Source organism: Streptococcus pseudopneumoniae (assembly GCF_001070815.1).
In the GTDB taxonomy this organism is placed as follows: Bacteria; Bacillota; Bacilli; order Lactobacillales; family Streptococcaceae; genus Streptococcus; species Streptococcus pseudopneumoniae_P.
This window is the reverse complement of sequence record NZ_JVLX01000049.1, coordinates 1-17,331: the sequence shown is the minus strand read 5'-3', so window position 1 is coordinate 17,331 and position 17,331 is coordinate 1. Positions and strand designations below refer to the sequence as shown.

6 protein-coding genes and 1 pseudogene are annotated in these 17,331 nt (G+C 40.7%); all 7 read left to right on the top strand.

The genetic code is table 11. The features are described from left to right. Positions 1-130: 130 nt before the first annotated feature. Positions 131-4,801, top strand: coding sequence for a ZmpA/ZmpB/ZmpC family metallo-endopeptidase (locus ADG81_RS05580; protein WP_049551165.1), 4,671 nt, complete (start codon positions 131-133; stop codon positions 4,799-4,801). A gap of 74 nt (positions 4,802-4,875) precedes the next feature. Continuing rightward, positions 4,876-5,079 carry a hypothetical protein gene (locus ADG81_RS09840; RefSeq protein ID WP_049551164.1) on the top strand — a complete coding sequence of 68 codons (204 nt, stop codon included), beginning with the start codon at positions 4,876-4,878 and terminating at the stop codon, positions 5,077-5,079. 157 nt (positions 5,080-5,236) lie between these two features. Continuing rightward, entirely contained in the window at positions 5,237-9,025 is a 3,789-nt protein-coding gene (locus tag ADG81_RS09835) for a sugar-binding domain-containing protein (protein ID WP_053091016.1), read from the top strand. A gap of 1 nt (position 9,026) precedes the next feature. Continuing rightward, complete coding sequence (locus ADG81_RS05565) at positions 9,027-10,715, top strand: alpha-L-fucosidase (RefSeq protein WP_049551163.1); 1,689 nt, start codon at positions 9,027-9,029, stop codon at positions 10,713-10,715. Between the two features lie 100 nt (positions 10,716-10,815). Next, on the top strand, positions 10,816-11,706 hold the full coding sequence (locus ADG81_RS05560; RefSeq protein WP_049551162.1) for an Rpn family recombination-promoting nuclease/putative transposase: 891 nt from the start codon (positions 10,816-10,818) through the stop codon (positions 11,704-11,706). Next, a pseudogene (locus tag ADG81_RS10050) lies at positions 11,693-12,121 on the top strand (hypothetical protein); the annotation flags it as partial. The gene ADG81_RS05560 and the pseudogene ADG81_RS10050, both read left to right, overlap by 14 nt. Positions 12,122-12,534: 413 nt before the next feature. Further along, a partial coding sequence (locus ADG81_RS05550; RefSeq protein WP_049551161.1) for a DUF1542 domain-containing protein occupies positions 12,535-17,331 on the top strand: 4,797 nt, incomplete at its 3' end.

Below are 17,331 nucleotides of genomic sequence, written 5' to 3'. Positions count from 1 at the left end.
TTTAAATAAAAATTATTGTATGTTGTCCCCATTAACTTGGAATGATAAGGGAATAACTAGAAAGATTTGTGAATACAAACTATTTCTGATATACTAAATATACAATAATAATGAATGGATAGGATATGGGATGAAAGAATTTCAATTTGAGAGAAAGCAGCGTTTTTCTTTGAGGAAATATACAATAGGAGCTTGTTCGGTCTTGCTAGGAACGAGTTTATTTTTTGCTGGTATGGGAGCTCAACCCGTACAGGCTACAGAAACGAGTTCAACACTAATTTCAAGTCATTATTTGGATGAGCAGGATTTATCTGAAAAGCTGAAATCTGAGTTACAATGGTTTGAAGAAAATAAGATTGAGGTAAAAGAAGGAAAAGAATATTATTTTGTCTATCGAAAATTGGCTACAAGATTACCAGAAACAGGTCTGTTTTCTAATGATGGGATGTTTGTCTTGGGAGCAGGATTATTATTGCTTTCCTTCACTTTAATCAAGAGAAAAAAGGGAGCGTCTTACTTCCTTGTGACCGTCTTTGCTGTTGGTGGCTGGGGAGCATCCATCTCTGCTTTTGAAAATCTGGTAGAATTGCAACCAGCCCTTGTTAAGAGAGTAGAAGGTCAGTTTCTACCAAGTCCTGAAATAGTCCAAGGATATGAATTTACGGGATATTATTTGGTAAGAGATAGTGCTAGCAAGGAACTTTCTGTTGATAAGGTAGAATCGCCAGCATTATCTCAAAAGGAGGAAAGTTCAGAATTTCAGTCTAAGAAGATTGTACAACAGACTGCATCTCATTTTAGCTCGACTGAAGATCTTGTGCAATCTCCTCAACCGACCTACGCAGTTGAGCCCGTTCTAAATCCAACTCCTGAAAAAAGTATGAGTATTGAGTCTAAAAAAGTACCAGATGAAGGAATGAAAACTGTTATTGAAGACAAGCCAGAACTGGAAGTTAGGGTAGGGGAGATAGAGTTTGAAACTCAATTGCAGTCTGACCCAACTCTGGCTAAGGGAGAAAAAAGAATTTCTATAGAAGGTGCCAAGGGACAAGAACGAATCTTAACAGAAGTAAGGGTTATCGATGGTATTGTTACGCGAAATGAAGTAGGGAGAGAAGTGCTTCGTGAACCAGTTACTCAGGTGATTCTGGTAGGGACAAAAGAGAAGGAACCTCAAGAAAATGGTATAAGTACAGCCCCAGAAGTCCAACCACCTCTTCCATCTTATGAAGGTGGCGTCTCAGGTGAATCCTTGGTGGAACCGTCCCTTCCATCTTATGAAGGTGGTGTTTCCGGTGAGTCCTTGGTAGAGCCGTCTCTTCCGTCTTATGAGGGCGGTGTTTCCGGTGAGTCCTTGGTAGAACCATCTCTTCCATCTTATGAAGGTGGTGTTTCCGGTGAATCCTTGGTAGAGCCGTCTCTTCCGTCTTATGAGGGAGGCGTTTCCGGTGAATCCTTGGTAGAGCCGTCTCTTCCGTCTTATGAGGGAGGCGTTTCCGGTGAATCCTTGGTAGAGCCGTCTCTTCCGTCTTATGAGGGAGGCGTTTCCGGTGAATCCTTGGTAGAGCCGTCTCTTCCGTCTTATGAGGGAGGCGTTTCCGGTGAATCCTTGGTAGAGCCGTCTCTTCCGTCTTATGAGGGAGGCGTTTCCGGTGAATCCTTGGTGGAGCCGTCCCTTCCATCTTATGAGGGAGGCGTTTCCGGTGAGTCCTTGGTGGAGCCGTCCCTTCCATCTTATGAGGGAGGCGTTTCCGGTGAGCCGGAGATACAGGATGCTCTCCCAGAGTATAAAGAAGACACTCAACTTCCTCAGACCAAAGTAGAGACCAAAGCTGTTCCTTATGAAACCATTTATGAAAAGAATGAGGCACTAGACCACGGTGTTACAAGAGTAAAAATTCCGGGTGTTGAGGGACAAGAACAAGTTACTACTACCTATACTAAAGATCAAGCAAGTGGAAATATTTCTGAGAATAAAACTGTCAAAATAGTAGATAACAAGGTTGATCAAGTTGTAGAAGTTGGAACTAAACCGAGTGTAGAAACTACTGTCCTATCTCATAAAACGATCTACCAGATGAATCCTGCTTTGGAGTTCAGACGACAGGAAGTAGCGGTTGTAGGGCGTGATGGTTCGGTGGAAACTAGGACGACTTATCAACTAGATAAGTCAACAGGTCAGGTGACGGTATCTGACACTACTAGACAAGTAAATCCAGCAGTCGATAAAGTGATTCAAGTTGGTAATGTGGAAAAAGTAATTCAACCGATTGCTGTTACTGAGGAGCGGAGAGATGATTCTTCACTTGCTAAAAACATAGAAAAGGTAGCCTCTGAAGGAGAAGTTGGTGAGAATACACTTACCAGAACTTACGCTATCAATGAACAAACTGGTGAATTGGTTAATCCTCAAGAAGTGAGTCAAATAACAAAACCAATGAAATCGAGAGTTATTTTAGTTGGTAGTCAGGAGGATAAACCACACATCCTTCCAGTCAATAGTGAGAGAGAAGATGCTGTGGATGTGTCTGCTCTTACTACAAGCGCGAGGTCAGTAGATTTCTTAAATGACAGTAAATTAAAAGCACAGTTAGAGCCTACCTATGATCCTCGAGATATTACCATGCGTAAAATCTTGCTCAGAAAAACACACCCAAATATCACTGACCAAGAGGTCAAAGATATGTTGCGGACAGAGTATCTTCAAAAACTGTCAATTCAAGAAAGCTTTGATCAGACGAAGACGCAAGCTGAGTCAAGTTTCAAAAAGATTGCCTCACATACTTTGGGAATTATAGGAGATACCCCTGAAAATCGCAGTAAGGTCAAACAAGAGCTGGAGCAATACAAAGAGCAGATTTTGTTGGGACTGTCTTATATCAATCGTTTTTATAATATTCAATTTGGGGACACGAATATTCGTGATATTCTGGCCTTTAATCCAAGTTCATTTGGCAATAAGACAATGACAGCCTTGGATAGTTTGAAAAAATTAGGATCCATGTCTTATGAAGAGATGAAATTGACCAATAGTCCTCAAACATTTACAAAATACTTATCTACTATTACAGGTAAGGCTAGCTTGAAGGAATTTTTAGACAGCAATCGCCAACTCTTTACGTCAGATGATGCGGATACCTGGCTTAAAAAATCTAGCCAAGCTATGATTGTTGAAAAACCATCTAAGGAAAATCCTTCAGCGCATGTCGGGCTATATAGCAAGTTGACAGCTGGGGAAAAGGATCCTCGTAAACAAGAGGCTAATATGGCTGCTATTTTGGGACTTTTGAATGTGAAAGAACCACATGTTTACGTGATTAGTAATATGGCGACGATTACTTACGGTAATATTGGTTCCTATATAGATACTTCTCTTGCCCAGTCTAATCCAACTAAGTATCAGGCTGAGCTTGCTAGGGTCAAGTCTTTAATTGAAAAAGCGGCTGTACAACAAGCCAACTATGTTGATACTCTTTATCGTATAACAAAACCAGAAAATCGTGATAAGTTGCTGACAAATCGCTTGATTATTGATACGATGAAGAAATATACAAGTAATCCGAATGCACAGATTGATAGCACTTGGTCACCAGCTACTGGTAATGGAGCTGATAAGGGAGTCGACCAATTTATGACTCCTATGAATTACTATTCTCCAGTAAGTAAGGTGGGAGCTGAGGCTAACGGATTAGGTGTCCGTTACTTTATAGATAGGGTTCTGGATGATAGAGGTTCAGCGACTTATTCTCATGAAATGACGCACTTACTAGATAGAACGGTCTTGTTTAATAATCATGGTCGTCGAGATGGTACAGGAGCAGAGTTTTATGCGCGTGGTATTTTTGAAAACTCCTATAATCCAGAAAAGGATACTTACTTCAATCTCAACTTTGTATATGATGAGAGTGATAAGAATGGATTTTACAATAAAACACCTGATCGATTTAAAACGGCAGAAGATTTGCAATCTTACATGAAGGGAAGTTTTGATGTCCTTTATACTCTAGATTACCTAGAAGCAGAGGCAAGTAAAGGCTTATCTGCAGAAGACAAGATGAGTTATTTCAAAAAAATAATGCCGATTCCTTCAACTGGAACTAGAACTTGGGTAGATTACCGCAATACAGCGGTTAAACCAACTCATAAGAGTGAGGAAATTCAAGCTCTGACCTTAGAAGATGCCAAAAAATTGACAGATATTGATAGTTTGATTGACAATCATATCCTGGTTAATCGTTATATCATTGCTGGTTTTTCAGATAAAGGTAAAATTGCAGCAAATGGTTATTATAACGTGGATATGTTTGATACCATTTATGGTGTTAGTCAAAATGACTCTGGTATGAGTGGAGATATCACCTTTAGAAAACAAGCCTTTGAATTGATGGCTGCTTTGGGCTATTATGAAGGATTTGTTCCTTATGTGTCAAATCAATACAAGCAAGCAGCAGAGGCTGAAAGCAAGCCTTTATCTGATACTTACATTTTCAATAAAGTTTTGAATGGTAAGAGCTATGCTGAGTTCAAAAAAGCACAGATCAAGGAAAGAGTAGATAGGCTTAATCAATTGAAACCTTTGACAATCCAATATGAAGGTCAGGAAGTAAGGCTGACAAGTCAGAAGTTAAGTGACTTGATGCAGAAAGCTGTCCAAGAGGAGTTGAAACAGATTAAGGCAGGCAAAACAACTGCTCGCACCTATAGCTTTATCGAAACACCCGTTCAAAGACTGAAAAAAGCGATTTATAAAGCTTATCTCAAAGATTCAGATGACTTTAGACAATCGATTTATAATAGCTAAGATCAAAGGAACATCTCTCTGGAATGAATATTCAGAGGGGTGTTTTTTTTGGTTTTTGTCAGATTTGATACTTAATGAAAATCAAAAAGCAAACTAGGAAGCGAGCCGCAGGTTGCTCAAAGTACAGCTTTGAGATTGCAGATAAAACTGACAAAGTCAGCTCAAAACATGGTTTTGAGGTTGTAGATAAAACTGACGAAGTCAGTAACTATACGCACTTTAAGGCAACGCTGATGTGGTTTGAAGAGATTTTCGAAGAGTATGACCTTGTTTCTTGAAAATGACAGTTTATATGAACATGGAGTGATTTTCAGACTTTTCCACAAAATATAGAATCTTTTCTGAGTATTTAGGGAGTGATGGAGGAAGACTTGAAAGCGCTTTTGTTTTGTGCTATAGTCAAGTAAATCGATTCGTTTAAAGAGGAATGATTGTATGAGAAGAGAAGAAGTTTTACGAAATCACTGGTTTTTTAGCCAAGAGGTGGGGAAAGAAGAGGCCTTGGCGCCGGATTTTCAGAGGGGAAATTGGCAGGCGATTCAAGTGCCCCATGACTGGAGTATTTACAATGATTTTGACCAGTACTCGCCAGCGCAAAATGAGGGTGGTCAGTTAAATGGGGGCCAGGCCTGGTATCGGACGCAATTTTACTTGGAAGAAGATGCTAGTCTTGTTTCGGTGCGTTTGCTCTTTGATGGAGTTTACATGAATGCTCAAGTATATATTAACGGGCAAGTACTGGGCTATTATCCCAATGGCTACACACCTTTTTCATATGATATCACGCCTTATCTAAGAAATGATGGGACGGCCAACCAGCTTGCGGTTTTTGTGGAAAATCAGCAACCTAGCAGTCGTTGGTACTCTGGTAGCGGTATTTACCGAGAAGTAAAATTGTTGATTACAGATGCAGTTCATCTGGATTTGTATGGGATTAAGATAGCAAGTCCCAAGCTAAAGGAACAAAGAGATAGATGGGTGGAGACTCAGCTTACAAGTAAGGTTTCAAATGATGGACCTCAGTCCGTGTCGGTGTATTTGGAGCAGAGTATCTGGTATGATGGCCAACAGCTGTCAGACTGGCAGGCGACAGACTCTCTAGTGATTGAGTCTGGGGACAAATATTCTTTCCAACAAGCCATATCAATTTTTCAACCCTTGCTTTGGGATATTGACCATCCTCATCTCTATCAGTTGAAGACTCGCATCTACAAAAATGGCATTTTGGTTGATGAAGGAGAGGAGAGCTTTGGTTACCGCTATATGGATTGGCAAGCGGATAAGGGTTTCTTTCTAAATGGTCGCTGGTTGAAGATTCATGGGGTTTGTCTGCACCATGACTATGGAGCGCTGGGAGCTGTGGAAAATAGGTCAGCTGCCGAGAGACGCTTGCGCCAGATGAAGGAAATGGGCGTCAATGCGATTCGGATCACGCATAATCCAGCTAGTAGTATTTTGCTGGATCTAGCTGCCAAAATGGGCCTACTCATCCAAGAAGAAGCCTTTGATACCTGGTATGGAGGTAAGAAAGAATATGATTATGGTCGCTTTTTTGAGGAAGAAGCGACTCATCCAGAAGCGAAAGCAGGCGATTTCTGGTCAGATTATGATTTGCGTACTATGATTGAGCGTGGCAAGAACAATCCAGCGATTTTTATGTGGTCCTTGGGAAATGAAGTCAGCGAAGCAAATGGTGATGCTCATTCATTGAAGACTATCAAACGCTTGCTAGAAAGGGTCAAGGAGGTTGATGATAGTCGTTTTGTGACCATGGGAATGGATCAATTCCGCTTTGGCGATGGTTCTGGAGGTCATGAAAAGATAGCCAATTTTCTGGATGTGGTGGGCTTAAATTACTCGGAAGATAATATTGATGCGATTCGCAAAAGACATCCCAAGTGGCGACTTTACGGCTCTGAAACCTCATCGGCTACCCGAACACGTGATAGCTATTTTCGTCCAGCTAAGGAATGGGTTGGAGATAATCGCCGCGTGCGGAATTTTGAACAGTCAGACTATGGCAATGATAGAGTTCCTTGGGGGAAGACGGCGACGGCTTCTTGGATAGCAGATCGAAATCGGCTAGACTATGCGGGTCAGTTTATCTGGACAGGAGTGGACTATATCGGTGAGCCGACTCCCTGGCACAATCAAAATGACACGCCTGTCAAGAGTTCCTATTTTGGGATTGTGGACACGGCAGGGATTCCTAAAAATGACTATTATCTCTATCAAAGTCAGTGGTTGGACCTAAATCAGCATCCCATGGTTCATATCCTGCCCCATTGGAATTGGGAAATCCACAAGAGTTATCAACAAGTTGTGGATAAGTATGGGGATATACCTGTTCGGGTGTATTCAAATGCTAGTTCGGTAGAGCTATTTCTCAATGGAAAATCTCAAGGTAGGAAGACTTTTCAGGAAAAATGGACTTCAGACGGTCGGAAATACCAAGAGGGAGAAGGTTCTGACCAACTCTATCTCGAATGGCGCTTGGCTTATCAACCAGGAGAATTGCATGCTGTGGCCTATGACCGTCAAGGTCAGATTGTGGCAGAAGATAGGGTGGTGACTGCAGGCAAGCCTGCCCAAATCGGCTTACATGCCGAGAAAACAAAACTGGAGCCAGATGGGCAAGATCTTCTTTATTTCTATTTTGATGTATTGGACAAGGATGGAAATTGGGTGCCGACTGCTTCCAATCAGCTTCATTTTAAAATTGAGGGCTCTGCTCGCATTGTGGGTGTGGATAACGGCAGACAGGCCAGTCGTGAACGTTACCAGGCTCAGAAGAATGGTCGTTTTAAGAGGAAAGCCTTTCATGGCAGGGGTGTTGTTTTAGTTCAAAGCTTGGATCAGGCAGGTCAAGTGAGAGTAAAAGCTAGTGCTAGAGGGCTAGAGCCAGTAAGTTTTGATCTCCTAGTGGGAGAGACTTTGGCTTTCCAACCAGTGAAAAATAAGCGCTTATTTGAGATTCGAGTGGACAAGCAGGCAGGATTACAAGAAGGGGATTCCCCATCTATTGGACTTTATCCACAAACTGTGGATAACCCTGTGAACAAGGTGGGGAATAGTGAAGTGATTTGGGAGACGAGTGGTAGTGCCTATGCCATTATCAAGCAGGGGGTACTTCATTGCTTGTCTGCAGGCGACTTGGCTATCCGCGCCATTTATCAAGGGAAAACCTATCAACTGCATTTGCAGATAGCAAAAAATACCTCGCTAGGGCAGGCGGTTTCTGTACGACCACTTCGCTTGTATACAGCTAAGGGGACTTATCCACAGTTTCCGTCCTCGGTCTTGGTGGACTATGAGTCAGGCGGTGCAAAACGAGTCAAGCTTGTCTGGGAGGAAATTCCTAAAGAAGCTTTGGCTAGCTTTCATGAATTTACGGTATCTGGTCAGCTTGAGGGACTGGATCTAAAGGCTTCGGCTCAGGTTTGTGTTCAAGGGATTTGCGCTATTGAACCTGAAAAGGTTTGGACGCTTGTCAAGGAATCCCCACACTTACCAGACCGAGTCAAGCTAGTCTTATCAGATGGCAGACGAGATACGGCCAAGGTGACTTGGGATGAACTCGATCCTCAAATCTATGCTCAGGTAGGAGAATATGTTCTCACAGGGCAGGTAGCGGGCTGTGAGTTGCCAGCAACAGTCACCATTCATGTGACAGATGCTAGTGTAGATGGGGAAGTTATTTCCAATCAGTGGACAGGATCCAACCTGCCTCTGGTCTTTGCTTCTCACTCAGAGCCTAATCATCCAGTATCTTACCTCAATGACAAGGTTATTGCACGAAAGAAATCGACAGCCAATACTTGGATTACCAAGTCAGAGCAAGCCAGCGTGGGCATTCTGTTTGGAGATGCAGGGATTTTAAAACCGCGATTTGTGGATAACCTGACCTTGTATTATGTTGAGAATAAAGAATACGTGGCGATGGAGCCTACTTTTATTGATTATTATGTAGGGAATGAGCCTACTTTACCTCGGACTCCCAACCATTTGGACAAGGATTCTCTGCTCAAGCAAGAGGAGAATTGGCGCCCTGTATCAGGCATCCGAAAAGTGTCAAGCGACAAAGATGAAGAGCTTCGTTTTGAATTTGACAAGGTGGAGACTTATGCCCTTCGTCTTCGATTTGAAGGCTTGACCAGTCCCCTAGCGCTAACAGAACTGCAGGTACATGCCAAAAAAGTAAAGAAAAATGTAGATAGGAAGTAGTATGGTAAGAGAAATAAAACCGCATGGCCCTTTGCCTAGTCAGGCCCAGCTAGCGTATTTAGAGGATGAACTAGCAGCCTTTATCCATTTTGGCCCCAATACCTTTTATGATCAGGAATGGGGGACAGGTCAGGAGGATCCTGAACGCTTTAATCCGACAAGGTTAGATGCGCGTGAGTGGGTTCGCGTGCTCAAGGAAACGGGTTTTAAAAAGTTGATTTTGGTGGTCAAGCACCACGACGGCTTTGTCCTCTATCCGACAGCACACACAGATTATTCGGTCAAGAGCAGTCCTTGGAGGAATGGAGAGGGGGACTTGCTCCTTGAAGTATCCCAAGCCGCCACAGAGTTTGATATGGACATGGGGGTCTACCTATCGCTTTGGGATGCCCACAGTCCTCTCTATCATGTGGAGCGAGAAGCGGACTATAATGCCTATTATCTGGCACAGCTGAAGGAGATTTTATCAAATCCTTCCTATGGAAATGGAGGGAAATTTGCTGAGGTCTGGATGGATGGTGCCAGAGGAGAGGGCGCTCAAAAGGTCAATTATGAATTTGAGAAATGGTTTGAGACCATTCGTGAGCTGCAGGGAGATTGTTTGATCTTTTCAACAGAAGACACCAGCATTCGCTGGATTGGCAATGAACGAGGGTATGCAGGTGATCCATTGTGGCAAAAGGTGAATCCTGACAAACTAGGGACAGAAGCAGAGTTGGACTATCTTCAGCACGGAGATTCCTTAGGTACGATTTTTTCAATCGGTGAGGCAGATGTTTCCATCCGGCCGGGTTGGTTTTACCATGAAGATCAGGATCCTAAATCTCTCGAGGAGTTGGTTGAAATCTACTTCCACTCGGTAGGGAGAGGCACCCCTCTTTTGCTCAATATCCCGCCTAATAAAGATGGCCTCTTTGATGATAAGGATATCAAGCGTATCTATGAATTTTCTGCCTACCGTGACGAACTCTATGGGGAAGATTTGGCTCTTGGAGCCAAGGTATCTGGTCCTTCTCTTTCAGCAGACTTTGACTGTCATCATCTGACAGATGGCCTTGAGACCAGCTCTTGGGCAAGCGATGCAGACTTGCCAATCCAGTTAGAAATCGACTTAGGGGCACCTAAAACTTTCGATGTGCTTGAGTTAAGAGAAGATTTGAAGTTGGGGCAACGAATCGCTGCTTTTCATGTGCAAGTAGAAGTGGATGGCGTCTGGCAAGAATTCTGCAGGGGCTTTACAGTTGGTCATAAGCGCCTCTTGCGAGGACCGCTAGTAGAGTCACAGAAGGTACGCGTGATGATTACAGAGGCACAATCTATGCCTGTATTGACCAAGATTTCCCTCTATAAAACTCCTAGGTTATCACAAAAAGTAGCTGTTCAGGGACTAGCATTTGCAGAAAAAAGTCTAGCTGTAGCAAAGGGAGAGACTCTTCATTTTAGGATTGAACGTAGCGAAAGTAGTACTCCTTTGGAGGCTAAGATTTCGATTCAACCGGGGACAGGTGTTCATGGCGTCGCCTATCAGGATGAGATTCAATTCCTTCAATTTCAAGCTGGGGAAAGCAAAAAAGATTTGTGCATACCAACCCTGCACTTTTCTGCTGATAAGACCTTGGATTTCTATCTGAATCTGACTGTTGATGGACAACTGATTGATCAAGCTCATATTTTAGTTGAAACGAGATAAAATATCTTCACAATTCATTTCCTTTTCGAATAAATAGATAGAACCATCGAATCTAGCAAAATTAGATTTAAAAATATGGTATAATAGAAGGAGGAAATGGATGATTTTAAGACATCCGGGTATCAGCCCGACCAATGATTTGGTTGCTAAGAAAATCTTTAGCAATCCAGAAATCACTTGTCAATTTATTCGTGATATGTTGGATTTACCAGCCAAAAATGTGACCATTTTGGAGGGAAGTAACATTCATGTCTTGCCTTCCCTGCCCTACTCGGCGCAGAATTTCTACACTAGTATAGACGTCTTGGCGGAGTTGGATAATGGGACGCAAGTTATTATTGAGATTCAGGTACATCATCAGAATTTTTTCATCAATCGCCTATGGGCTTATCTATGTAGTCAGATCAATCAAAACCTAGAAAAAATTCGCCAGCAAGAAGGAAATACTCACCAGAGTTACAAACACATTGCACCAGTATACGCTATCGCAATCGTAGATAGCAACTACTTCTCAGATGACTTGGCTTTTCATAGCTTTAGTATGCGAGAGGATACGACAGGTGAGGTTTTAACAATTACAAACAACGGTCAGGAAAACCATCTAGTCAAGATGGCGTTCTTGGAATTAAAAAAATATAGAGAAACCAGCAAAGATAGCATTCGCAAACCGTGGTTGGAGTTTTTCGGGAATAAGCCCTTTACCCAAGAACCTGAGCGAGCCATCAGCCAAGCAGATCAACTGCTAGACTACAAGAGCTGGTCTGAGGAGGACAGGAAGATGTTTAGTCAACTACGTATGTGCGAAGAACAAGCATTGTTAGCACAAGACTATGCTTTGGAACAAGCTGAAGAAAAAGGTTTAGAACGTGGGAAAATTTTTACCTTTCTAGATTTAGTACGCCAACATGTTCTAACTTCCGAATTTGCGAGTGAGCAATTAGGCATGACCGTGGCTGAGTTTGAGGCGCTATTGAAAGACTATCACAAATAATGGTCAAGAAAATCATCTGGTCAAGATGGCATTCTTGGAATTAAAAAAATACAGAGAAACCAGCAAAGATAGCATTCGCAAACCGTGGTTGGAGTTTTTCGGGAATAAACCCTTTACCCAGCAACCTGAGCGAGCCATCAGCCAAGCAGACCAACTGCTAGACTATAAGAGCTGGTCCGAGGAGGACAGGAAGATGTTTAGTCAACTACGTATGCGCGAAGAACAAGCCTTGTTAGCACAGGACTATGCCTTGGAACAAGCTGAAGAAAAGGGCTTAGAACGTGGTCGAGCAGAGGGTATCGAAGAGGGATTAAAAGTAGGCTTAGTAAATCTAGTCAGCCAAGGTCTTTTGACTTCTGAAGTTGCCAGTCAACAGCTAGGTATGTCAGTCGCTGAGTTCGAGGCCTTGTTGTAAGTAGAAAGTGATGACATGTTACCGAAATGAGGTAGCATGTTTTATTTTTGGTTCATATGTTTTACGAATAATTTTTTCTTATGCCGTACAAAAGTAATTTGTTTCACCCTTCAAACTTATTTATTTTTCTACCAATCCTATATGAATGCGCTATCTTTGAGAATGCAATTAAAACAAAAGCAAAGCTGTTATAAAAACATGTGAATTATTTATTCATAAAAAACAAAAAACATACAAAGTGAATTTATCTGAAAATTCCTTAATTTCCCAAAATGCTTTTTTTTTTTTTGCGAAAATTTCAATTCAAATCATTTGCATATATATTAAAAATAAGTTACAATGTAAATTGTAGATTTCTGTATGCAGGTGTCATGTGGAAATCAAATCAATTAATCTCACAAAAGGAGAAAATAATGGAAAACAAACCATCTATGAGTCGTGTTGAACGTCTGCACCGTGAGAAGGTGACTCGCTACTCTATTCGTAAATACAGCTTTGGTGCAGCTAGTGTAGCCGTTGCTGCTCTTTTCATGTTCTTAGGGAACGGAGCTGTATCGGCTGATATGACGGCTGTTCAACCGCAAGACGAATCAGGGCTTAAAGCTGAACGACCTGATGAAAATGCTGAACTACCTCAGGTCGAAAAGGAGGTTGCACAACCAGCAGAAAGCACTCCAGCAGCACAACCAATTGCAGAAGAGCCTACTGCTAAGCCAGCAGAACCTGCAACTCCAGCTTTAGATAAAACTAAACTTGAGAGCTACATTAAAGAAATCGAAGCAAAACTTGCTAACGGTTCTTATGCTAATAAAACAGATGAATCTGTTGCAGTATTAAAAGCAGATTTAGAGGCTGCAAAAACTACATTAGCGAATGCAACAAGTCAAGACGAGCTTACAAAAGCTTACAACAAACTTGTCACTACAGCTAATACTAAATTAAAAAACAAACCTGTAGAGAAAAAAGAAACTCCAGCAGTAGATACTACTAACGGAAAAGAAACTGTAGGTAAACAAGCAGAAAACACAGAGAAAAAATCTGACTCAAACTCAATCGAAAACACAGGTTCTAACGATCCACGTAACGGAAAAGCGATGGATAAAGAGAATGCGTTACGTACAGAAACTACTAAATCAGTAGGGAATATCAGTTATACTTTGGAATTTTCTGATGATGCTAAAAAAGAAATTTATCTTTATAACGAAGAAGATGCGAATGTTAATATCACTGTAAACTCAACAGATGGTGCTATTAGGAATGCATTCATTAAAGCTGCTGGTAACGTATATCTAGATCCAGATAAAAAAGCTAAAAAATTACCTTCGGGAAATGAGACAAAAGAAGAGGTAGATGGATTTGGTTGGACTTATCACCAAATTTTAAGTGATACTCCAAGCCCAGCAACGGTTAGTGTTACTGGTAAGCCAAATGATACTTTTAAAAGGCTTGCGGCTTATACAAAAAAAGAGGATCAGCATGCAGTTTTAGGAGATAGGTATTTACAAGTTCAAGATGCAGCAGGAGGATCTATTACGGCAGGAGGAAATTCAGGGTCTGCCGGTTACTTCAAACTAGTTGTTAAATCTCAAACATACAAATACAACATTCAAGAACCAGCAGAAAATGGGAATAAAATCGGTGTTACTGATATCGATAATTTAACTGCTACAGATATTCAAAAAATTAAAGATCAAATTAAGATTGAATATTCTAAAACAAGTACAGATGCAAGATTAGAATCTAAAAAAGGACAACTCGTAGACAATCAAAACTCAATAGTGAAACGTATTGATGTTGATACTACAAGTAAAAAAGTAGTAGTAACATATACTGACGATTCAACAGATGAAACTCCACTTTCAAATATTGCTCGTACAAATGAAAAACCAACGGTAGAAATTGAATACTCAGACTCAGCAGCAGATAAAAAAGAAGTATATGTATATGCATCAGAAGTTAATACATTTGATATTAAAATCAAAGATGATAGCGGTAAAATTGCAAGTGCAGAGTTAAAAAGAGGAAGTAACCAAGATTTTAAAGACGTAGCAGGAGAAACAAATAAACAAGATACTCAATATGGATTTACTGCGAACAAATTTACTTCTGAAACAACTGCAACAGCAGAGAACCCAGCAGTAATAACATATACTGGTACTCCGGCACCAGAAGGAACATTTACAGAAACCAAATTAAAAGAAGTAACTAGAGGAGAAAACCCACCGGGTATAGCTTTAGGATGGCGTTTTGTAAAAGCTATTGATAAAGATGGTGCGGATGCGAGAGGAAACGGTCGTGATGCAACTGATCCAACTGCGGTTAATGTAGTGCTTAAACCACAAACTTTAAAATATGATATTAAAGAAGTTGCACAAGCTGATAAGCTACCAGTAGCAGATGCTTCAAATGTAACAGAAGCAGAATTTAATGAAATTAAAAAAAGAGTAGAAATTCAATACTCTAAAACAAACCCAGATAAGAGATTAGAATCTAAACGTGGTGAAGTATTAACTAATAGAGATGAAAGAGTCGATACAATTGAAAGAAACGGTAACAATTTAGTTGTAACATATAAAGATGGCTCTACAGATACAAAACCTTTAACTGATTTTGCACGTACTAATCCAGCTCCAACGGTATCAATTCCATACTCAGTAGATGGTAAAAAAGATGTCTACGTATATGCGAACGAAGATATCGATATCGACATTAAATTTAATGATGATTCTGGGAAAGTCAAATCGGCAACTTTATTACAAGGTGGAAGTAGAACTTTACCACCAGTAGATGCTTCTAATCCGAATGTTATCAACAATGAATTTAATACAACTTTCACAAAAATAGATAGTGAAACAGCGACACCGGCAAGTATTAAAATCACTGGTAAGCTTACTAAAGAAACTCCAGGACTAGATGCAAGTAAATTCCCTACAGACGAAAAAGGTGAGTATCCGATTAGTACTCGTTATGCAACAGCTACTGATACAGATGATGCTAGTATTGTCAATGTAGCAAACGGAAGTTCTTATAATACAGATCCAGGTGGATTCAGAGTTGTCCTAAAAGCACAAGCTAAGAAATATGATATCGTTACGCCAACAGAAGAAGAGAAAGTGGCGGTAGCTAATCCAGAAGCAGTAACTGACGAAGAATTTGCAAAAATCAAAGCGAAATTAGAATATTCTAGAACGAATGAAGATAAAAATCTAGAATCTAAACGTGGCGAAGCAGTAGACAATACGGATAACAAAATTGCTACAATTACTAAAGATGGTAACAATATCGTAGCGACATATACAGATGGATCTAAAGATACAAGACCATTATCAGACTTCACTAAACTAGATAAACAACCTGCGATTGATGCAGTAAATACAGCAGCAACTGAGAAAATTGCAGCAATTAAAGCTACTCCAAACGCTACTGATGAAGAAAAACAAGCAGCAATTGACAAAGTAAATGCTGATAAGAAAAAAGCTCTTGATGAAATAGCGAAACCTGAAGTTACAACAAAAGATGCTCTTGATAAAGCTCAAAAATCAGGAACTGATGCAATCGCAAAAGATAACCCAGTAGTAGCTAAAAAAGATGAAGCTAAAGCAGATGTTGAAGCAGCTCGTAAAGCTAAAGAAGATGCGATTAAAGCAAATCCAAACTTATCAGATGAAGAAAAAGATGCAGCAATTGCTAAAGTGAACAAAGTAGCAGAAGATGCTAAGAAAGCAATTGACGCAGCAACTTCAAATGCAGATGTAGAAACAGCAAAAGGTACTGGAACTACCGCTATCGACAACGTAACCCCAGTAGCAAAAACAGCAGCTAAAAAAGCAATTGCAGATGCATTGACAGCTAAGACTGCTGAACTTGATAAACGTACAGACTTAACTGATGAAGAGAAAACAGCAGCCAAAGCAGAAGCACAAAAATTGGCAGATGCACAATTAGCAGAAATTGCTAAACAGCCTGATGCAGCAGATACTAAAGAGGCGGCTAAAACAGCACAAGATGCGGTAAATGCAGCAGGAACAAAAGGTGCAGCAGACGTAGCAGCTGTAAATCCAGAAGCTAAATCTAAACCAGCAGCTAAGAAAGCAATTGACGATAAATTAGCTGAACAATTAAAAACAATCGAAAATACTCCAGATGCAACTACTGATGAGAAGAAAGTTGCCGCAGATGCAGCCAAAGCTCTAGCAGATGAAGCTAAAGAAGAAATCGATAAAGCTGGAACAGATGCTGAAGTTAAGCAACTTCAAGACGAAGCTAAGAAAGAAATCGAAAAATCTGTACCTGTTGTAGAAGATAAACCAAATGCACGTAAAGCAATTGATGATGAAGCAACAGCTAAAAAAGCAGCAATCGATGCTCGTGACGACTTGACTCCTAAAGCTAAAGAAGATCTTAAAGCTCAAGTAGATAAGATTGCAGAACAAGCTAAGAAATCTGTAGATGCAGCGAAAACAGCAGAAGCTGTCAATGGAATTGAAGAGTCAGATAAAGCGGCTATCAAAGCTGTAGGTGAAGTAAATATTCCAGCTGATAAAGTTCTTGTAAATGACCCAAGTGCTTTAACAGATGCTGAAAAAGCTAAGGTATTAGAAGCTGTTAAGAAAGTAAATCCAGATGCTAAAGAAATTACTCAAGATGCAGACGGAAATATTACTGTTACAACTCCAGATGGTCACCAAGAAATCATCACTCCTGAGCAAGTAGTGAAAACTGCTGATACAGCAAATGATCCAAAAGCAGGAAACGACGTAGTTAAACCAGCAGATAAAGTAGTCGTAAATGATCCAGCTAAGTTGACAGATGCTGAGAAGGAGAAAATTAAAGCAGCAGTTGAAGCAGTAAATCCAAATTCAATTGTAGTAGTTGATGAAAAAGGAAATGCTAAAGTTTCAACTCCAGATGGTCAAACACAAGTTATTCCTGTAGAAGACTTAGTACGTACTGTTGAAGATACTAAGAAACCAAATGCAGGTGATGATATCGTTAAACCAGCAGATAAGACAGTAGTAGCAAATCCAGATGCTCTCACTCCAGAAGAGAAGAAAGCCATCGAAGATAAGGTTAAAGCTGTAAACCCAGGTTCAACTGTAGTAGTAGACGATAAAGGCAATGCAACAGTTACAACTCCAGAAGGTAAGACAGCGGTTATCCCAGCAACAGACTTGACTAAGTCAGCAGCGGATGCAGCTAAACCAAATGCA